Source organism: Paraburkholderia terrae (assembly GCF_002902925.1).
In the GTDB taxonomy this organism is placed as follows: Bacteria; Pseudomonadota; Gammaproteobacteria; order Burkholderiales; family Burkholderiaceae; genus Paraburkholderia; species Paraburkholderia terrae.
Window position 1 is genome coordinate 1,618,914 of record NZ_CP026113.1, and the last position, 20,548, is coordinate 1,639,461.

Below are 20,548 nucleotides of genomic sequence, written 5' to 3' on the forward strand. Positions count from 1 at the left end.
TGACAGCGCTGCGACATGAATGATTTCGAGTGTTGCGGCACTCCCGACCAAGGCCCGAGCGTATGAAAGTCGACGATACCGTGCTGATGGCGTATGTCGACGACGAACTATCGCCACAGGAACGTCAGCAGATCGAAGACGAACTTCGCGACCACGCGGAGCTCGCGGATAAGGTCGCCCTTTTCCAGGCGTCGCGCCTGCCGTATCGCGAGGCGTTCGCGGCGCAGACACTGCCGCCTGTTCCGGCGAGCCTCGTCAAGCGGGTCGACGATCTGATCCGCGCGCATACGGAAGCCGCGAAGCTGCGCGCCGCCGCTCAAGCCCAACAGGCCGAACAGGCAGTGGCACCCGCCGCTGCGCAAGACGACAACGCGCAAAGCGCGAACGACCCCGCGATCGAACACGACGCGCACATGCCGCCTTCCGCGCCCGTGCGCTCGCGCATGCGCATCGCGCCGGCGTGGCTTGCCGTTGCGTTCGTCGGCGGCGCGTTTTGCTGCGGAGTCGTGTTGCGGCTCGCGCCCGGCGTCGGCTTTGGCGAGTCGGGTAAGACGTCCGGCAGCACCGCCACAGTCGCGGCCGCGACAATGGGCTCGCTGCCGTGGGTACAGGTCGCAGCCAGCTATCAGCAACTCTATTCGCGCGATACCGTCGCGCACCTGTGGCCCGATTCGTCGGACGCGCAAAGCACCGTCAATGAGATCCGCAACGAAGACGGCATTGCGCTGCGCGTGCCCGATTTGAGCAAGGCAGGCTTACGCTTCATCCGCGTGCAGCGCCTGAAGTTCCACGGGCGCCCCCTCGTGCAGATCATCTATCTGCCGCAGAAAGGCGATCCCGTCGCGCTTTGCGTGATCAAGGAAAACAAGGCGAATCAGTCCGTCGCGTCGCAAAGCATCGACACGATGAACGTCGTCACGTGGCGCGAGTCCAATCTCGGCTATGCGCTGATCGGCGCAACCAGCAATGGCGATCTCGCGCCGCTTGGCAAAGAGATCGCTGAACGCCGTTTCGATCCGCTGTTTGGTTCCGTTTGATGCCGCGCGCGCAGTAGCGCGCGTTGCACCCGTTGTCGATTCATGTCCAGACTTCCCTTTCGCATTGTCGCGGGCGGCGCGCTCACCGTCGTCACGCTTGGCTCGATAGCTGGCGCTTATGCGTACTCGCATGGCCTCGGCAGCCTGCTCGGCACGCAGCCTTCGGCGAACCAGATCGTCGACGGCTTCGAAGCCGTATCCGGCAAACACCCGGGCTTTCGGCGCAATCACGCTAAAGGCGTGTGCGTGACCGGGTATTTCGACAGCAACGGCAACGCCGCGCCGCTCTCGCGCGCAGGCGTGTTCGCGGCGGGCAAATCGCAGGTAGTGGGACGCCTGTCGATCGGCGGCGGCAATCCCGCGCAGGCCGATGGCGCGTCGAACGTGCGCAGCCTCGCGCTGCGCATCGTGACGCCGGGCGGCGGCGAATGGCGCACGGCGATGAACTCCGCGCCGATCTTCCCCGTGCGCAGCCCCGAAGCGTTGGTCGAGATGCTCGCGGCCTCGCGGCAGGCACACGACGCGACCACGTACGGCAGCAACCCCGGCATGGATGCGTTCATGAAGACGCATCCCGAAGCCGCGCGCTTCGATCAATGGCTGCGCGATCATCCGCCTTCATCGGGCTTCGACAATGCCGCGTACTACAGCGTCTCGGCGTTCCGGCTGATCGATCGCGACGGGCATGCGCAGGATGTGCGCTGGCGCGTCGAACCCGACGATGCCTATACGCCGCTCGCCGATGCGCAAACGCACGATACGGATTTTCTGGAGCGCGGTCTTGCCGAGCGATTGCGGCAAGGTCCCGTGCGCTGGCACATGGTCATCACGCTCGCGCAACCCGGCGACGTCACCAACGATGCGACACGCCAATGGCCCGCGAACCGCACGCAGATCGACGTGGGCACGCTCGTCGTGCAGCGTGAAGAGCCGCAGATCGACGGCCCATGCCGCGACATCAGCTTCGATCCGCTGAAGCTGCCCGACGGTATCGCGCCGTCTGACGATCCGTTGCTCAAAGCACGTTCCGCCGCGTATGCGGAATCGCATGAACGCCGCGTGCATGAAGAGCAACGCTACGCGGCAGGCAAGTAAGCACGTGACTCACCCAGATAGTTGGCGCGTGCGCGATCAAGTTTCGTTGTTGCTTCGTTCGATCGAACGGTTCTTCGCCGCGTTAAAGCGCAAAAAAATTTTTGCGTAGCGTCTTTCGATGCAGCGCATGTCGCCCCGCAAACCTTTGTCCCACAAGCATTTTTCGCGTGTTCATTCGCATTCGCAGCCGATTGAGAAACGGATGGAATAGCCCCTTACTATCAGGTGTTCTGTATGACGAGAGCGCTGCAAAAACATAGACGGCGCCTCAGACCAGAACGACGGGGGATATCGGCGCGCCTGGGTCGCGCCGCGATGGTAATGGAGTACACATGCGAATTGCCTTTTTCACTTTCAGCGACGTGCTGTTCAAACAGATCAGTGAAACGTTCGAACAGAGCGGCACATCCTGCACGCGTTTCACTGACGAGCTTTCGCTGATCCGCTTCCTGCAACGCAATTCGGCGGCGCTCGTCATCTTCGATGCAACGCGGAGCCAGATTCCCGCGCTCGCGACACTCAAGTGGCGCACCTGCCATTTCCGCACTGATCTGCCCGTGATGATGATCGGCCGTTCGTGGGACAGCGAAGCCGTGATCGAGGCGCTCGATGCGGGCGTCGATGAAGTCGTGATCGGCACAGCGAGCGTCGACGAAATCATGGCGCGCGCACGGCGCTCCATTGCGCGCTGCCGCGGCTCGCGCGTGGTCGACCGGCTGACGGTGGCGGGTTATACGATCGACCGGACAGCGCGCACGGTGAGCTTTGGCGAGCGCTGCGTGTCGCTGACCGCGCGCGAGCTGAGCCTCGCATGGCTGCTGTTGATGAACGCAGGCTCGCTGATGAGCCGCGAGCAGCTCGCCAACGCCGTGTGGGGCAAGGACGCCGACCTTGCGGGACGCTCGCTCGAACAGCACATCTACAAGCTGCGCTCGAAGCTCGCGCTCGATGGCCGCGACGGGTCGCAACTGAAAACGGTCTACTCGCTCGGCTATGTCTTTATCGGGCGGCATGACGAGGCGGCCGACAGTCGACAGCCGATGGCCGCGTGAGCGGGTTTTCGAGCAACACAGTGTCGACTGTGAAGAGGCAAAAGTACTGGACGAATGCGGCCCGCGCGGCACACGATGCACGCGCCCAACGATGCGGCAACCCGCCCGCAACCGATGCCCTTTCTCCATGCTCTTTGTCACGCGCCCGTTCACGCATGCGAGCCACCCTTCGCGCATGCGTCAACGGCGTGCGAACGCCGACGTCAAACGGCTCGTCGTCGCCTTTTGCGCGGCGTCGTCTTTCGCGAAGTCGGCATTGCCGCCGAACGTGGCCATGTCCGGGTCTTTCGCCAGCTTCGATTCGATCGACATTTCGACCATCCGCTGCATCGTGTAGATCGACTCGCTGCGTCCCATGCCCGTATCGCGCAGCAACTGATACGCGTTCTTCATGCCGGGATCGGCGTCGATCACCTTGGCGAATTGTCGCGCGCGCGTCTGCCGTGTGCCGCCGCTTTGCATGATCGTGTTCCACTGGTTTGCGAGCGTCTTCTGTTTGGCCGGGTCCCCAAGTCCCATCTGATACTCGACAACGGCATGCGCATGCTTGCCGACCAGATCGCGCATTTCCTTCTTCGTGGCGGTTGACTTGCGCTCGTCGATCATCGTGCCGGGAAAGATCTTGCCGTAGCGCTCCTGCCCGGCCTGCGTATGCGCCTGCTGGCGGAACGCAAGGTGTGTGTCCTTGATGAGCTTGCCGCGCGCATCGCCGAGATCGTCGAAGGCCTGCTTCATCTGCGGGTCCGCGTTTTCACCGACGACGGAATCGGCAAACGCCTTGCGCTTGTGCAACTCGTAGCTGCCCGCCACTTCCGCCTTCTCGTCGCGCATGCGCTGCTTGAGCCCGCGGATGCCCTTGGCGACGTCGAGCGCGCCTGCGCCCGCGAGCGCGCTGCCAGCGATGCGCTCGCTCGCTGCTGTCGCCGCCGCATGCGAGCCCGCAGCCGCCACCGACGCGCCATGCGTGCCAACGGCCGTCGCCGTCGCTGCGCCGATCGCGACCGTGTTGCGGATGAATTCGTAGGCCGCGCGGTTGCCCTGTTTCGCGGCGACGTCGTCCTTGAGGAAGGCGGTGAGCAGTACGTTCTTCGCGTGCGCGGCTTCCTGCTTCAGTTCGGGATCGTCGGATGCGGCGAGCTTGCGCACCGCGTCCATGTCGTAATCGAGTTCGGCGTTGGGGCGGGTCTTCGTTTTTGCGTTTGTCTGTGCATTTTCTGGCGCAGTGCCTCCCGGCTTGGTGAAGAGATCGCTGGTTTTCTGAATGCCGTTCTTGCGCTTGAGGATCATCGTCTCGGACCGTAGCGGCACGCCGTTGTCGATGTCGCTTTGGAATTTCTTCAGATCGTCCTGCAGCATGCTGTTGAGTTGTTCGCCATAGCGCTGCTTGCGCTCTCGCGCGGCGAAGAACGCGTGGCCGTTGACGAGCGCGCCGACGGCCTCGTGCGCGGCAGTCAAACTGCCGCCGACCACAGCGCCCGTCGCCGCGCCCGCGGTCGTGTGCGTGCCGATGCCGATCGCACCCGCCACCGACGCCTCCGGACGCAGCTTGTTGGTCTCCAGCAGCGAGAAGCCGGGCTTGTCGCGATAGACCGGCTGGCCTAGACGCTGCGACCTTGCTGGCAACCTGAAGCCGGGATCTTGTGGGCCATCGTTGGGCGTGGTGTCGGTGGCCTCCGCGATGGAAGGCGTGCGTGACGGCAGTTGCGAAGGAGCGTTTATCTTCGATGCTGTTGATGAAGGTGCTGCATGAGACGGCCCCGCTTCGTCCGATGACGGCGGCAACGCGGGCAACGGCTTGTCGGGTGCTTTTGCCGCAATGCGTGGCCGCTGCTCATCGTGTGCGCTGGCCGTGCTGGCTGAGAACGTCGCGCCATTGCGGCCCACGCGTGCGTCGCCGTTCGTCGACGAAGACGCGTGCGATCTCAGCTGCGCGAGCGGCGCGGGCATCGGACGCGGACCCGCTGGCGGCGGAGGCGAGTTCGCGGCTCGCTGTCGAGCACGCGTGCTATCGGCGGCGGCATCCGTCGTGGTGCGGGTCGTGACATGCGGGGAGAGGTTCGTCGTTTTCAGCATGGCAAGGCTCGTCGGCAATGGATTGGAACGCGAACGCGCGGCGCGTAGCCTTACGCAAGTATCTGGTTCAAATACCCGAGACGCGATGCCATCTGCGGATCGGACGGCTGCTCGAATGCGTTGCAGAACGCCTGCGTCGCGGCCTGTGCGCTATTTGTGCCCTTGACGGCCGCGATTGCGCCCGCCTGCGAGGTCTGCAATTCCTGTTTCAGATAGCCGTAGTTCGCGGCTTCGCTCGACGGATCAAGGTTGTGCTGGCGCGCGTAGTCGAGCAAACCTTGCTTGCGCGTGCCGCCCCATTGCGCGATGCCGTAGCCGTTCGCGTTGTCGTCGGCCATGTTCGAACTTGGCGCGCCGATCTTGCCGCCCTGGTTGATGCCGGAGTTCATGCCGCCGCTTTCGTGCCACAGGTTCGCGACGATGCCCGCCGCCTGATCCTTCGTGAGCCCGAAGTCCTTTTGCAGATTGCTGACGTAGGCATCGGCGGTTTGCTTGCTTTGCGCAGGCGACAAGGCTTGGGTTTGCGGCGCGGTGCTGAGTCCTTCGGGTGATGCGCCGGAAGATGCGCTGGGCGTTGAAGATGACGCGGAAGCGGCTGCGCCGTTAGTGCTCGCGCCATTGGCTGCGGCGTTATTGATTGCGCCACTATTGCCGAAGCCGGCCGCTCCACTGCCACCACCGCCTGCGCCGTACCCGCCGACAGGTGTCCCACTGCCGGGCATCGCTGCAAAATTATCGTAGCCACCAGACGGCGCGCCCGCAGGCGCACCACCCGCGCCGCCTTGCGCACCCGTGCCGTCGGGGTCGCGCAGCATGGCTGCAAGATCGGCGAAGAACTGCGACAGACCGCTATTGCTGCCCGCCGATGCACCCGCAGTCCCCGCGCTCTGTCCGGTGCCTTGTGCGGCCCCGCCGCCGTCGATCAGCTTCGCAATATCGCTCAGCAGATTCGCAATCGACGTGTCCTGAGACGGGCCATTGCCCTGCGCGCCCGCGACGGGCGACAGCCCCGACACACTGCCTACGCCGTTGAGAAGAGAAAGAGTGTTCATCCGAGTCCTCTGAGGAGAAGGCCGACGATGCGCCGTATCGATTGCGTCGACCTGGTGTCGTCACGATAAAAGCCCTTCTGCCGTCGGACCGCGCGGCGCACGAAGCCAGATGCGCAAACACGAAAGCGCAGCGTGCCGCCGTGTGCTTCGTTTGTCCGTACTGATACTTCGCGTCGCGCGGGTGTTGCATGCGGCGTGGCTCGTATCCTCGTTCGCATCGCATCCCGCCCGCTTATTCTGCACAATCAAGGAGCAAGTCAATGCGCCTCTCTGGACGCGCAGCTATTGCGTTATCCATGTCGCTTTCAGTCGCGTTCTGCGCTCACGCGTCCGCGCAGAACGCACAGCGCGACGGGTTGCTTCACGTGAACGCTGACGACGACAGGATCGAAGCGCGCCATCTGGAAACAGCGCGCGCGGAGCAAAGGCGCATCGACGCACATCGCGAGGAAGCACATCGCGAAGACGCGCGTCTCGAACAGGAACGGCTCACTGAAGCACGCCGCGAAGCGCGCATCGACGCGTACAACGCATGGCTCGCGCACTGGCACGAGATGCGGTCGCGCGATGGAATGACGCCATGAACCCAGGCCGCCGCACGAACCGCCGCGCGTTGCGCATCGCCAGCACGCTGCTGTGTGCGTCGACTGCGCTTGCGACGCCCGCGGCCCACGCCGACTGCTTCGACGATGCCGCCGCATGGCAACGTCTGAATCCGCTGATCCTGCGCGCGATCGCGTGGCAGGAGTCGCACAACAACGCCGACGCGACGCACGAGAACGCCAACGGCTCGACCGACTACGGCGTGATGCAGATCAACTCGATCCATTTGCCGGAACTCGAGCGATACGGCATCCGGCGCGACGCGCTGATGGTGCCGTGCAAGAACGTCTATATCGCCGCGTGGCATCTGCGCAAACAGGTGGTCCGCTACGGCAACACGTGGACGGCCGTGGGTGCCTATCATTCGTCGACGCCTGCGCTGCGCGACGATTACGCGCGCCGCATTGCCGCGATCATCGAACGCTGGCGGCGCGACCCTGCGCATGCGGTACCGGTGACGGCGGCATCGCTGGCCGCGCGTTGAGCGTACTGCGAAGCCGTTAGCAAAACAGCGGCGCGTCCGACGAATCTCGCGCGCCGCATCTCGAGTGCGATCAGACGTCGTTCTTCTGATTCAGATCGCCCGACGACACCGACACCTGCGACGAATCGAACACCTTGTTGCCGCCATCGCCCGTGCCCGGCTTCGTCAGTCCGCCGCCGCCGAACACCTGCGCGATGTTCATCTTGCCGTTGGAATGACCCGTTTCGAGAATCGCGGCTTCCTTCGTCGCGCCCGAGTTCAGCGAGACCGTGCCGTCCGCACCCATATGACCGACGTTGTTGCCGCTTGCGTTGTACAGGTTGCCCTGAGAGTCTTCCTGCAGATGCAGCGCGTCGCCGCCCGCCTTGCTGTTGATCTTGATGTTGTGCATGCCCTGGCCAGCCGTGCCCAGGCCGTTGCTGGCCGACGCGCTCGTGGGCGAACCCGTCGCCGAACCAGCGGGCGTTCCAGTGGCCGCGCCCGTCGGCGGCATCGAACCGGGCTGACCGCCCATCGGCGAAGCGGGATTCTGCGCGCCTTGCTGACCGCCGAGCACGCCCGCCAGATCCTGCAGGAACTGGCTGACGTTGTTCCCGCCGCCCGCGTTGTTCTGCTGGCCGTCGATCAGTTGCGACAGATCCTGCAGCAGCTTGCCGACGTCGCCGCCCTGACCCGGCACGGCTTGCGACGCGCCGCCCGTCATGCCGCCGACAGGTGTGTAGTTCACGGGGTTGAGAAAGGATTGGGTAATGGAGTTCATCGAATTCTCTCTGGTTAAAAAGAAGACGAACCGGCGATCTTTGCCCGATCCCGATTCAGCCTCGACGATAGATTCATACGTGTACTCCACACCCATGCGGCGCGAAGCCGCGTGACGCGTCGCGAATGACGCATGCAGTTGGCTCGCTGCAGCGTGCCGAAACGTTGTCCTCTCTTCACACGCGTCGAGGACGCGCTTCGGCACGCGGCACGACGCTTCGCGCACTGGAAAGACCGGAAGCGACGGCGCACACAGAATGCAGTGTCGGGCGTGTGCCCGCTTTCGATCGTCAACCGTTCATGCGAGACCGCCATGTCGAATCTTCAATGCAGTCCATCCGTGCTCAACGCGATGATGTCGGTGTTTTCAGGCGGCATGCGCATCGGCGCCATGCCCGAGCTGCATGACGTGCTCGGGGCGTTGCGCGCGTGGCAGCCGGACAGCCCGCTTGCCGACGTGTGCGAGGCGCGTTTGCTGATCAACCAGATGGACTGGCGCGAAGCGGCGAGCCTGCTGCGCCACGTCACGAGCCGTCACGCGAATCTGCCAGTCGTGTCGGCGCTGTATGCGCTGTGTCTTTTCATGCAGCACGACGACGAGTGGCGCCGCGCCGCGACGGACGCCGTCGATACGGGCAACGACACGGCTATCGCGATCGTCGCGCGTTTCCTGAACGTACCCAATGACGAGGCTGCGAGCGTTCATGGCCCGGAACTGTCGATGCGCGTGCTCGCTGCAATCGAGACGAATCGCGCGCTGGAGCATAGTTGATGGCGATGCCAGCGAGTGTCAGTGCGATTGCGTTGACCTTGGCGGGCACGGGTCGCGCGTCTGCTGCAGAGGAACAAAATTCGTGAGAGTGGGGCGCTTGTCGTGAGGCTGGAAAGACGGAAATTGCCAGACTGCCCCTCAGGCGGAAGCGGAGCATCGCCCTTCTCTTTCTGCCAACACGGAGATTGGCAGAAAGCATATAAAAAGCGATGCTGGTGTTCGAACGTCGCGTCTAGTTCTGCGCCATCACATCCGCCACCAGCAGCGCCGTCATATTGACGATGCGACGCACCGTAGCGGATGCGGGCAACACATGGACCGGCTGCGCGGCGCCCAACAGAATCGAGCCGATCGCGACGTTGTTTCCCGCCGCCGTCTTCAGCAGGTTGTACGAGATATTGGCTGCGTCGATGTTCGGCAATACCAGCAGATTCGCGTCGCCTTCGAGCGTCGAATCCGGCATCGCTTCGCGGCGCAACGTGTGGTCGAGCGCGAGACTGCCGTGCATTTCGCCGTCCACCTGCAAGTGTGGCGCGCGTTCCTGCAAGATGGCCAGCACATCGCGCATCTTCTTCGCAGAAGGCGCGTTGCTCGTGCCGAAGTTCGAATGCGACAGCAGCGCGATCTTCGGCTCGATGCCAAAGCGCCGCACTTCTTCCGCTGCCATGATCGTGATCTCGGCCAGTTCTTCCGCGGTCGGATCAACATTCACGTGCGTATCGACCAGGAAAATCTGCCGGCCGGGCAGCACCAGCGCGTTCATCGCTGCGTAGACGTTGCAGCCTTTCTTCTTGCCGATCACCTGATCGATGAAGTGCAGATGCCGGTGCGTCGTGCTCACCATGCCGCAGATCATGCCGTCCGCCTCACCGCGCTTCACCAGCATCGCGCCGATCAGCGTGGTGCGGCGACGCATTTCGAGCTTCGCCATCTGCTCGGTGAAGCCCTTGCGCGACATCATCTTGTGATACGTCCGCCAGAAGTCGCGATAGCGTTCGTCGTGGTCGGTGTTGACGATCGTGTAGTCCTGGCCGTTCACCAGACGCAGGCCGAAGTTCGCAATACGTTGCTCGATCACCGCCGGACGGCCAATCAGGATCGGCTTCGCGAGCTTTTCGTCGACGGCGATCTGTACCGCGCGCAGCACGCGCTCTTCCTCGCCTTCGGCGAACACGATGCGCTTCTTCTCCGGCTCGACGCGACGCGCCAGCTGGAAGATCGGCTTCATGGTCGTGCCGCTTTGATAAACGAACTGTTGCAGATGCTGCCTGTACGCCTCCATGTCCTCGATCGGACGCGTGGCGACGCCCGAATCCATCGCGGCCTGCGCAACAGCGGGCGCGAGCTTGACGATCAGACGCGGATCGAACGGCTTCGGAATCAGATAGTCAGGACCGAACGACAGATCTCGAATGCCGTAAGCCGTCGCGACGATGTCGCTCTGTTCCTGCCGCGCCAGTTCAGCAAGCGCATGGACGGCCGCAATTTCCATCTCGCGCGTGACCGTCGTCGCGCCCGCATCCAGCGCGCCGCGGAACAGGAACGGAAACACCAGCACGTTGTTGACCTGGTTCGGAAAGTCGGCCCTGCCCGTCGCCAGAATGGCATCCGGCCGTGCTTCGAGGGCCAGTTCCGGCAGAATCTCCGGCGTCGGATTGGCGAGCGCAAGAATCAGCGGCTTCGCGGCCATCTGCCTGACCATGTCCTGCTTGAGCACACCGCCCGCCGACAGGCCGAGAAACACGTCCGCATCGCCGATCGCTTCGGCGAGCGTACGTGCGCTCGTTTCGCGCGCAAAACGCGCCTTGTCCGGGTCCATCAGTTCGACACGGCCCTTGTAGACCACACCCGCCAGATCCGTGACCACAATGTTGTCGAGTGGCAAGCCGAGGTCGACAAGCAGGTCGAGACACGCGAGCGCTGCGGCGCCAGCGCCCGAGGCCACCAGTTTCACCTCCTTGATGTGCTTGCCCACCACTTTCAGACCGTTGATGACCGCCGCCGCGACGACGATTGCCGTGCCGTGCTGGTCGTCGTGGAAGACGGGAATCTTCATCCGCTTGCGGCATTCCCGCTCGACGACGAAACAGTCCGGCGCCTTGATGTCTTCGAGGTTGATGCCGCCGAAAGTCGGCTCGAGTGCCGCGATCACGTCCACCAGCTTGTGCGGGTCTGACTCGTTCAACTCGATATCGAACACGTCGATACCGGCGAATTTCTTGAATAGCACCGCCTTGCCTTCCATCACCGGCTTCGATGCAAGCGGCCCGATGTTGCCCAGGCCGAGCACAGCCGTACCGTTCGTCACGACACCGACCAGGTTGCTGCGCGCAGTGAAGCGCGCGGCATTCAGCGGGTTCTCGACGATTTCCTCGCACGCGAACGCAACCCCGGGTGAGTAGGCCAGCGAGAGATCACGCTGGTTGATCATCTGCTTCGTCGGGGCGATGGTCAGCTTGCCCGGCGTCGGGAACTCGTGATAGTCGAGGGCTGCCTGGCGGAAGCTGGTTGTCTCGGATGGTTTTGTCATGGCGGCGGTGCTCACAAAAAGGTTGGCCTGACGACTCAGTGAGTGTGGGACCGGAAAATGGTGTCGTTCGGGTGCGGCAGGTCCATCGACGCGTCTTCGGCAGTCTCCAGCGCTTCGAGGCTCGTGTCAGAACGGTCGAGCATCGCGCGGGCCTTGTTCATGTCGAGCGCGCCCTCCCAGCGAGCAATCACAATGGTCGCCACCCCGTTACCGATCAGATTCGTCACCGCACGCGCCTCGTTGAGAAAACGGTCAACGCCAAGCAGCAGCACCAGGCCGGACACAGGAATCTTGTGCATCGTGGCGAGCGTGGCCGCCAGTGCCACGAATCCCGCTCCGGCGACACCCGCCGACCCTTTGGACGTCAACAACAGCACGCCGAGCAACAACAACTGATCCCAGATCGTCAGGTGGATGTTCATCGCCTGCGCAACGAACATCGAGGCCATCGTCAGATAGATCGCCGTGCCATCGGCATTGAAGGTATAGCCCGTCGGCAACACCATCCCGACCACGGGGCGTGAGCACCCAAGCTTTTCCATCTTGATGAGCATTTGCGGGAGGACGGCTTCCGTCGATGCCGTCCCGAGCGTGATGAAAATCTCGTCCTTGATATAACGGAGGTACTTCCACAACGACAGCCCACTCAGGCGCATGACGAGGCCGAGCACGACGACCACGAAGAAGATCGAGGTCAGGTACAGACACAGCATCAGCTGACCAAACGAAGCCAGCGTGCCAATCCCATACTTCGCGATGGTGAATGCCATGCCGCCAAACGCACCGATCGGCGCGACATACATCACGATTCGTACGACCCCGAACATGCCCTGCAGAAACATATCGAGCATGTCGACAAACGGTGCGGTGCGCGGACCGAGCTTCGCGAGCGCGATGGCGAGCAGCAGCGAGAAAAAGATAATCGGCAGAATCTCTCCATTCGCAAACGCTCCAACAATGCTGTTGGGAACGATGCTCATGAAGAACTCGAGCATGCCGTGCTGTTGTGCCGCGTGGGTGTAAGTGGAAATCGCGGAGCTATCGATATGCGTGGGGTCGATGTTCATGCCGCTGCCCGGCTTGATCACGTTCACCACCACGAGGCCGACCGCAAGCGCGATCGTCGATGCAATTTCGAAGTAGACGACCGCCTTGACGCCAACCCGACCGGCCTCATGAAGGTCATTCATGCGGGCAATACCCACCACGACGGATGCAAAAATGATCGGAGCGAGCAGCATCCGTATCAGTTTGATGAACAGGTCACCTAGGGGTTTGAGTTGAGAGCCGATGTCAGGGAAAAAATGTCCGACGAGGACACCGGCAACAATGCCAATCAGAACCTGGACGTAGAGTTTGGAAAGCGATTTTCCGATCTTTGAAACCCGCATGACTGTCTCCTATGCGTGGCATCTTTTAATGAAAGTAAGGCTGCGTACCGCAGCGGCATGTAGCGCTGCGGCGTGTACGGCCTCATTTCGCCTGCGTTCCGTTTATCTGTTTTTATGAACGCTGCGCCGACGCGCTGTTCGGCGCGCTTGTCGGCACATTTGCCGCGAGTTTGTCGACTAGCGGCTTATGCAGAGAGCTTTTGCATCTCGGCGAAGAGATCGGCTTTTCCTTCGAAGCCGATGCCGGGCAGATCGGGCATGGTGATATAGCCGCCGTCCACCTTCACGCCATCGGGGAAGCCGCCATACGGCTGGAACAGATCCGGATAGGATTCGTTGCCACCGAGACCAAGGCCTGCCGCGATGTTCAGTGACATCTGGTGTCCACCGTGCGGAATGCAGCGGCTCGGCGACCAGCCGTGCTGATGCAACATGTCGAGCGTGCGCAGGTATTCGACGAGGCCATAGCTGAGCGCGCAGTCGAACTGCAGCCAGTCACGATCGGGGCGCATGCCGCCATAACGGATCAGGTTGCGGGCGTCCTGCATCGAGAACAGGTCTTCACCCGTCGCCATCGGCTTGTCGTAGTAGTTGCGCAGCGTGGCCTGCAATTCGAAGTCGAGCGGATCGCCGGGTTCTTCGTACCAGAACAGGTCGTATTGCGACAACGCCTTCGCGTATTGAATCGCGGTGTCGAGATCGAAGCGGCCGTTGGCATCGACGGCGAGTTTCTGGCCGTCTTGCAGCACGCTCAGGATCGAGTCGATACGGCGCAAATCTTCATCGAGCGAAGCGCCACCAATCTTCTTCTTCACGACCGTATAACCCCGGTCGATGTAGCTGCGCATTTCGTCTTTCAGCTTTTCGTGGTCCTGGCCCGGGTAGTAGTAACCGCCAGCGGCATACACGAAGATCTTGCGATTGGGCTGGCCATTACCATAACGGTCCGCCAGCAACTGGAACAGCGGCTTGCCTTCGATCTTGGCCACCGCATCCCAGATCGCCATATCGATCGTGCCGATGGCAACCGAACGCTCGCCGTGGCCGCCCGGCTTTTCGTTCGTGAACATCGTCGCCCAGATCTTGTGCGGATCGAGGTTGTCGCCGGCATCGTTGACGAGCGTGGCGGGATCGGCTTCGAGGATGCGCGGAATGAACCGCTCGCGCATCAGCTTGCCCTGACCGTAGCGGCCATTTGAATTGAAGCCGTAACCCACAACCGGCTTTCCGTCCCGGATGACATCAGTCACCACGGCGACGAGACTCAGCGTCATCTTGCTGAAGTCAATGTAGGCATTCCGGATCGGGGAGCTGATCGGAACGGTCTTTTCGCGGATTTCAACGATTCTCATGATGGTGTCTCCTGAGTTTTGGGCACGTTTTGCATGCGTCTGGCTGCAATGGAAACTAGCTTATCCGCGGAATGAGGCGTTAGAATTCACCTGAATTCATTCGAGTTCTCAAGTTTGAAGTGCAACACCCTGATTCATATAAGGTGTTGCCATGGAAAAACGATATCAACAACTCCAGCCTGAAGAGCGGCTGACGATTGCCAGCCAGCATCTGCAGGGTTCAAGCATACGGGCTATGGCCCGTATGCTTGGGCGCTCACCTGCAACGGTGAGTCGCGAACTGGCTCGCAACTGCGGGCCTGACCGCTATGCTTCGGTGCCGGCACAGGTGCTAAGCGTGGCGCGACGTGCGGCTGGCCGGCGCCCCGCCAAGCTCGATCCGCAGGGTGTTACATGGCGCATCGTCCTCACGCTGCTGGACTGGAAATGGTCGCCTCAGCAGATATCAGGTACCCTCAAACGTATGTACCCGAATGATTCGTCCCAGCGGGTCTCGCACGAGACCATCTATACGGCTATCTACGCCCGTCCGTATGGGGAACTGCGTCGCCAGCTCGTCGCCTGTCTACGCCACCATCGCAGCGATCGCATGCCGCGAAGTCGAGGCACAGACCGGCGCGGTCAGATTCCAGATATGGTCAGCATTCACGTGCGCCCACCCGAGGTGGACGACCGCGTGATGCCGGGCCACTGGGAAGGCGACTTCATCAAGGGTGCAAACAATGCCTCTTCCGTGGGCGTGCTGGTCGAACGCTCCAGCCGCCTTGTGCTGCTTGCCCGCATGGACGATGCGACAGCTGCCTCGGCACTCGCGGGCTTCTCCGCCAAACTGAATTCCATCGCTGCGCCGCTGCGACAGAGCTTCACGTATGACCAGGGCAAGGAAATGGCCTGCCACCAGGAGCTCGCGGCCGCGACCGGTGTGAAGGTCTATTTCTGCGACCCTCACAGCCCCTGGCAGCGTGGCACGTGCGAGAACACCAATGGTCTGCTACGTCAATATCTGCCCAAGGGCACGGATCTCTCGGTCTACAGCCAGGACGACCTTGATGGCATCGCTGACAGCCTCAACAGCCGGCCACGTGCCACACACGCTTTCCACTCGCCGTTCGAAGTCTTCGCCACCATGCTTGCACTTGCTTCTCAACCTGATAATTCCGTTCACTAGGCATTGTGTTGCGCTTCATGTTTGAAACCGCCATTTCATTTTTTACTTTTGGTGAACAAAACGAAGTGACGACCGACTCGGCATCCGATTTCGAGTTTTTCATCCTCATCGCCAGGCTGAAGAGCCTGTCGGGAGCGGCGCGTGCGCTCGATCTCACCCCGCCGGCGGCGACCAAGCGGCTGGGGCTGATCGAACAGAGACTGGGGGCGCGCCTGGTCAACAGGACGACGCGGAGTGTCAGCCTCACGCCAGAAGGCGAGACCTACCTGCGCTACGCGACGCAGATCGTCGGGCAAGTCCGGCAGATGGAAGACGAGATATCCGGGTCCAGGTCCGATCCGCATGGGCTACTACGGATCAATGCAACGCTCGGGTTCGGGCGCACGACCATCGCGCCGCTTGTGTCTGACTTCGCGAAGCGGTTTCCCAATGTCGAAATCCAGTTTGAAGTGACCGACCGGCCCATCGACCTTGTCGAAGAGGCATTCGACATGGCGATCCGTTTTGGCGAGCTTCCCGACAGCCGGCTTAGCGCACGGCGCATCATGAGCAATCGCCGGTTTCTCTGTGCCTCACCGAAATATCTCGAGCGTTTCGGGACACCGGAGCGCGTGGAGGATCTGGTTCGGCACCGTTGCATCATTCATCGCCAGAACGATGATGCGTATGGCGTCTGGCGGTACATGCAGGGCGACCACACCGAAGCGCTGAAAGTCAAAGGCGCACTTTCAAGCAATGACGGCGATATCGTGCTGCGGTGGGCGCTCGACGGACATGGGATATTGATTCGTTCCGAATGGGATCTGGCGAAGTACGTTCAAAGCGGCAGGTTGAAACTGGTCCTGCCGGATACGGTACTGCCGTCGGCGGATCTGTTTGTCTACTATCCCAGCCAGCGGAACCAGACGGCGCGCGCACGGGCATTTATCGATTTTCTGATCGATCATTTTCAGGCGCCGTTTATTCCGGTCGAAACGGGGGCTGCGATTTATGCTCAGAAGAAGAGAGGGGGACGGAAGGCGTGAGGTTTGCGTCCTGGTCAGGCTGGCCACTGTGTGCAGGGCTTGCGGCCTTTCGCGTTGCATTATCGAAAGACGCTTTGTGGTGGAGTCAGGGCTGAGGTGATGGGCGCGTACCGTACCCTCGACGGCCCTTCCGCTCTAGCGAGAGGAGACGTTAAACACTCGCGTGCTGGACGTACCCTTTAACCGATGAACCCGATGTCAATCGGACAACCACGCGCGGCGCTATTCAAATGCAACCGGTATAACCGCTACGAATTCTTTACCGATTCTCTCGCCAGCACTCAGCGCGTGATTGACCAGCAGATCGGCCCACACGCGCTAGCCGTTCACGGTCGGTCATTTGACCGATGCCATCGAGGCAAGCCCAGTGCGATCCTTCCCTTCGGCACGTTCATTAAAATCCTTTAGGGAGTTGCAATGGTTGATCGCCAGGAAGATATCACTCGAGCTCAGGACGAACGCTGGCTCACGCGCTACTATTTTGTCCGTACCGCGTTTTCTGCGCTCTGGGTCGTACTTGCTTTCTCCGTCGGGCAGCACTTCCCGGCCGGCGCAGTTGCACTGCTGGTTGTGTATCCCGCATGGGACGCTCTGGCCAATTATATCGACGCGTCGCATAGCGGCGGATTGACTGAAAATCGTACCCAGGCCGTCAACGTCATCATCAGTGCCATTACAACGGTTGCTGTGATCGTCGCGTTGAGGTTGAACTGGGTGCTGGGCGTATTTGGCGTTTGGGCCATACTTTCCGGATTGCTTCAGCTCGCCACCGCCGTCCGTCGTTGGAGGCGCCTGGGCGCGCAATGGGCGATGGTCTTGAGCGGCGGACAGTCGGCATTGGCAGGGGCATTTTTTCTAGTGCAAAGCCGCGCGCCAATGCATCCTGCCATTATCACAGTGGCCGGCTACGCAGCGGTAGGCGCCGTCTACTTTCTCGTTTCTTCGGTGTGGCTATCGGTCGGCCAGCTGCGCCGCAAGGCTGTTCGAACGACTTGAGGCATCGGCGTAAATCGGCTGCGGTAAAACGGACCGATACCCAGGATCCCAGTCCACGAGCGATAACAGATGACTGACCATAGCGAAACACACATCCATCACATGAGCGATATCGACGAAGCGCTACGTGAGATCCGAGGTCTGAATCACCGGGTCGTGACGTTCTCGGGTTTTTCTTCGGCAGGCTACGAGGATCAACGATCCGTCGAGCGAATGTTGTCGGGCTGGCTCGACACGCTGGACCCGCTCGCCGACATCGTCTGTTCCGGCGCGACGCCGATGGGTATCGGCGCCTCGTACGCGCTTGCATCGTCACGCGGATTCCAGACTATCGGTATCGTGTCCTCGAACGCAGTGAAGGAGCAAGTGAGGTTTGCGGAAGACGTCAACACCGTATTCGTCATTGAAGACGATCGCTGGGGCGGTTACATCGAAAAAACCGATACGCCTTCACCGACATCGAGAGTGATGGTCGAAGCCTCGGACGTATTGATCTTTATCGGGGGCGGAGACATCGCGCGGGACGAATACGATTACGCGAAACGGCTTGGCAAACAGTTGCACTTCGAGGCCGCCGACATGAACCACAACTTGTCGATGGACAAGGCACGACGCAAGGGCGAACCCGCACCATCGAACTTCAAAGGCTCGCTGTACCAGTATCTGGAAGCACGAAAAAAATGACCCAGGTCTGCTGTTTCCCTGCGAATAAAGTGCGGGTGCCGGCTACCAGATCAACCAGCGTGTGACTTAAAAGTAGAAAGAATTGGCAAGACCTTTTCATTGCCACTCAAAGACTGGCACACAAAGACTATTTCAGTTTCCGTTCTGAATTCACCGCGTATTTGCACGTTTGTCGACATTGCCTGATGTGTGTGCTTCCTGTTGTGATTAAAAAGCGCGTTTTCAGGCGTTGTCGTGTTTTATCCAAACGCCCAACTCAAATGGGGAATACCAATGTGCGGTAGCGAACATTTCCCTCTCGTTGGCCGACACGGTATGCCGCATCATCCATCGAGTTGCCAAATACACGACGCGAACCTCATTACCCCTGCCATAGAACTGGGAAACGCTCAAAAACGCGCGTCCTGACGATGTCGAGCCGAATCTCGCGCTCGCAAATATCGACACGAAGCAGTTGATCTGAGAGCCGGCGGGGTCTCGCACCCTTCCGTCTCTTCGAGTGATCCGTTAAACGTAGTTGCCTTGGTGCCGCCGCGGACTGTACGCATTCCGGTCCGGGCCACGACTTGAGGAGTATGAGATGGACGACGCAGCCCTCGAACTGGTTTGGAGCCAATACCGTGGCTGGGCTTCACGTGCGCGAGCCATCCGGAGTCAGCTTGACCGGTGGAGATTGTACGCACTGGCCTTTACCGTGACGGGCGCCGTGCTGGCGACGCTGGCCGCACAGCTTCCCAACTGGTTTGCGGATCTCACTATCGTCACGCGCATCCTGAGCGCCGCGAGTGCGGTCGCCATGGCGCTCGCGGCCTGGACTGCCCGCTCGATGCTCGACTCGACGTACGAGAAAGACTGGATTCGCACACGCGCGCTCGCCGAGCGGGCCAAGTCGGAAGCATATCGCTATGCTACGGGCGTGCCGCCATACGACAGCGGCGACAAGAGTGGGAAGCTGCTCGAAAAAATAAAGGACCTCATGACCGAGGGCGAAGACTTGCCCGCGTTGGAGGTCAAGCCCGAAGACGCCAGCAAGGGTCGCCCTGGGCATCCGCTGACCGTGCAGGAGTATGCAACGGTGCGAATCGGCGACCAGGTCACGTTCTACTCCGATAAGGCGAATAAGAATGAAGGAAACGCGCACCGCTGCACGCTGGCAATACAAGTGCTGAGCGGCATTGCGGCCGCGCTGGCCGCTCTGGGTGCCATCCATGCGGGAGCGCAAATCGAAGCCTGGGTGGCCACGCTCAGTGCGATTACCACTGCGATTGGTGCTTACGCGATGGGCCAGCGCTACCAGCGGCTTGCCGCCACTTACCGTCTCGCCGCAGAGAGACTGAAATTGCGCCTTGCGATGTGGAAGATCACCACGCAGGCACGCCCCGATCCGGAAGCGGATAACGCACTGATACTCGATGCAGAAGGAATCATGAACGGCGAAAACGACGCATGGGTCACAGATTTCCTGAAGCGCCCGGCGACATCGTCGACGGCGACACTGAACTCCTGAATTCATACGGACGTGTTTGTTACAACGAAAACGTCTCGGAGACTGGGCAACCAACTATTCGGGATCGATTAAATAGAAATAACGCAAAGAAAAGATCCGGCCTCGCAGCCCACGGTTAACCGGAATGCTGCTCGTGCGTCGTGAGGACTGACTGGCCGAATCACCAGACGCACTCAGCCCGCCACACCGACGGAACGATAGGTGCCGAGATGGCGGGCGGCATCACGCTCCTTCGCCGAGTAGCTCGACGGCTCCGAATAGAGCGGCGACTCAATACCGAACACTGTCGCGCAAGCCTTCAACTGGATCATCAAATAGCGGTCGAGCGCTGCGTCCGACACCACTTCCCGTCGTTCCGCGAGGCGCCGCGGCAGGCACCACCTGTCCCAGAACACCGCCCTTCCCTGTTCCAGCAGTTTCTTTGACTTTAAAAAGGCATGTTTCGTCCCGTCGCAAATGCGGTAGCTCACGAAACTCAAAGGACGCCTGGCAAGCTTCTTCTCCCATGCGATGAGGGGCGCTGCGGACTCCAGTTCCCGCATGGACTGAAGGTAGTGACCAATCCGATGCCCAAGCTCGTCATGCGGCCACAGTGGCGTGCTGGTCCGCCCCTGTGCGCTGAGAGTACGAAGGTTTGCGAGAACAGAGCTCGCATCGGCGAGCGGCAACCATACCGAGCGCGAGCTTGCCTCGAAACGTATTTCTTTACTGTCGCCGTCTCTTTCGATATGACGCACGCACAAGCGTGCATCAATGCCAGGCGGCAGCCGTCCCCACGGGGAATCCAGCTGACTCACTATCCAGATCACATCTCCTTTGCGCACTCTCGTAGCGGCGCCCGTCTGCGAGCGCGTCTTGTGAAATACGGGTCTTCGGAAACCTGCGGACGCATGTTGCGCATCAGCGAACCATAGTGCGCGAGGGTCACGAGGAAAATTCACGACCACCCGCCGCGGAACGTAATGGAT

General features: G+C 61.2%; 18 protein-coding genes. 11 read left to right on the top strand and 7 right to left on the bottom strand.

The window, feature by feature from the left end; translation table 11 throughout:
* The first annotated feature begins 62 nt into the window (after positions 1-62).
* From C2L65_RS36940 to C2L65_RS36950, 3 genes are all read left to right on the top strand, one after another.
* On the top strand, positions 63-1,037 hold the full coding sequence (locus C2L65_RS36940) for an anti-sigma factor (protein WP_042304981.1): 975 nt from the start codon (positions 63-65) through the stop codon (positions 1,035-1,037).
* Between the two features lie 42 nt (positions 1,038-1,079).
* Entirely contained in the window at positions 1,080-2,132 is a 1,053-nt protein-coding gene (locus tag C2L65_RS36945; protein WP_042304982.1) for a catalase family peroxidase, read from the top strand.
* Positions 2,133-2,464: 332 nt separating this feature from the next.
* Complete coding sequence (locus C2L65_RS36950) at positions 2,465-3,184, top strand: winged helix-turn-helix transcriptional regulator (protein WP_042304983.1); 720 nt, start codon at positions 2,465-2,467, stop codon at positions 3,182-3,184.
* Positions 3,185-3,364: 180 nt separating this feature from the next.
* Here the strand turns inward: C2L65_RS36950 and C2L65_RS36955 are convergent, their stop codons facing one another.
* The gene (locus C2L65_RS36955) at positions 3,365-5,257 is read right to left on the bottom strand and encodes a hypothetical protein (RefSeq protein ID WP_042304984.1); all 1,893 of its coding nucleotides are present in this window, start codon (positions 5,255-5,257) and stop codon (positions 3,365-3,367) included.
* A 50-nt stretch (positions 5,258-5,307) separates the two neighbouring features.
* On the bottom strand, positions 5,308-6,309 hold the full coding sequence (locus C2L65_RS36960; protein ID WP_042304985.1) for a phage tail tip lysozyme: 1,002 nt from the start codon (positions 6,307-6,309) through the stop codon (positions 5,308-5,310).
* A 296-nt stretch (positions 6,310-6,605) separates the two neighbouring features.
* Between C2L65_RS36960 and C2L65_RS36965 the strand changes: the two genes are divergently transcribed.
* Entirely contained in the window at positions 6,606-6,893 is a 288-nt protein-coding gene (locus C2L65_RS36965; protein WP_052426798.1) for a hypothetical protein, read from the top strand.
* Positions 6,890-7,396 (top strand): lytic transglycosylase domain-containing protein, encoded by a 507-nt coding sequence (locus C2L65_RS36970; protein WP_042304993.1) that lies wholly within the window; start codon positions 6,890-6,892, stop codon positions 7,394-7,396. Before C2L65_RS36965 ends, C2L65_RS36970 begins: the two co-directional genes overlap by 4 nt.
* A 70-nt stretch (positions 7,397-7,466) precedes the next feature.
* Here the strand turns inward: C2L65_RS36970 and C2L65_RS36975 are convergent, their stop codons facing one another.
* On the bottom strand, positions 7,467-8,156 hold the full coding sequence (locus C2L65_RS36975; protein ID WP_042304994.1) for a hypothetical protein: 690 nt from the start codon (positions 8,154-8,156) through the stop codon (positions 7,467-7,469).
* A 312-nt stretch (positions 8,157-8,468) separates the two neighbouring features.
* Between C2L65_RS36975 and C2L65_RS36980 the strand changes: the two genes are divergently transcribed.
* Positions 8,469-8,927: an HrpB1 family type III secretion system apparatus protein gene (locus C2L65_RS36980; protein ID WP_042304986.1), complete on the top strand. Its 459-nt coding sequence runs from the start codon at positions 8,469-8,471 to the stop codon at positions 8,925-8,927.
* A gap of 232 nt (positions 8,928-9,159) precedes the next feature.
* Here C2L65_RS36980 and C2L65_RS36985 read toward each other — a convergent pair whose 3' ends face one another.
* The 3 genes from C2L65_RS36985 to C2L65_RS36995 form a co-directional block, all read right to left on the bottom strand.
* Entirely contained in the window at positions 9,160-11,457 is a 2,298-nt protein-coding gene (locus C2L65_RS36985; RefSeq protein ID WP_042304987.1) for an NADP-dependent malic enzyme, read from the bottom strand.
* Positions 11,458-11,492: 35 nt separating this feature from the next.
* Positions 11,493-12,848 (bottom strand): C4-dicarboxylate transporter DctA, encoded by a 1,356-nt coding sequence (gene dctA, locus C2L65_RS36990; protein WP_042304988.1) that lies wholly within the window; start codon positions 12,846-12,848, stop codon positions 11,493-11,495.
* A gap of 185 nt (positions 12,849-13,033) precedes the next feature.
* Complete coding sequence (locus tag C2L65_RS36995) at positions 13,034-14,200, bottom strand: mandelate racemase/muconate lactonizing enzyme family protein (RefSeq protein WP_007583786.1); 1,167 nt, start codon at positions 14,198-14,200, stop codon at positions 13,034-13,036.
* Between the two features lie 151 nt (positions 14,201-14,351).
* Between C2L65_RS36995 and C2L65_RS37000 the strand changes: the two genes are divergently transcribed.
* From C2L65_RS37000 to C2L65_RS37020, 5 genes are all read left to right on the top strand, one after another.
* Entirely contained in the window at positions 14,352-15,368 is a 1,017-nt protein-coding gene (locus tag C2L65_RS37000; protein WP_042317413.1) for an IS30 family transposase, read from the top strand.
* 17 nt (positions 15,369-15,385) lie between these two features.
* A complete protein-coding gene (locus C2L65_RS37005; RefSeq protein WP_233446631.1) occupies positions 15,386-16,393 on the top strand; it encodes a LysR family transcriptional regulator in 1,008 nt (335 codons plus the stop codon).
* A 417-nt stretch (positions 16,394-16,810) separates the two neighbouring features.
* Positions 16,811-17,389 (top strand): hypothetical protein, encoded by a 579-nt coding sequence (locus C2L65_RS37010; RefSeq protein WP_042308536.1) that lies wholly within the window; start codon positions 16,811-16,813, stop codon positions 17,387-17,389.
* Between the two features lie 69 nt (positions 17,390-17,458).
* A complete protein-coding gene (locus C2L65_RS37015) occupies positions 17,459-18,073 on the top strand; it encodes a hypothetical protein (RefSeq protein ID WP_042308537.1) in 615 nt (204 codons plus the stop codon).
* 580 nt (positions 18,074-18,653) lie between these two features.
* On the top strand, positions 18,654-19,580 hold the full coding sequence (locus tag C2L65_RS37020; RefSeq protein WP_042308538.1) for a DUF4231 domain-containing protein: 927 nt from the start codon (positions 18,654-18,656) through the stop codon (positions 19,578-19,580).
* A 173-nt stretch (positions 19,581-19,753) separates the two neighbouring features.
* Here C2L65_RS37020 and C2L65_RS37025 read toward each other — a convergent pair whose 3' ends face one another.
* A complete protein-coding gene (locus tag C2L65_RS37025; protein ID WP_233446632.1) occupies positions 19,754-20,377 on the bottom strand; it encodes a hypothetical protein in 624 nt (207 codons plus the stop codon).
* Positions 20,378-20,548 lie beyond the last annotated feature (171 nt).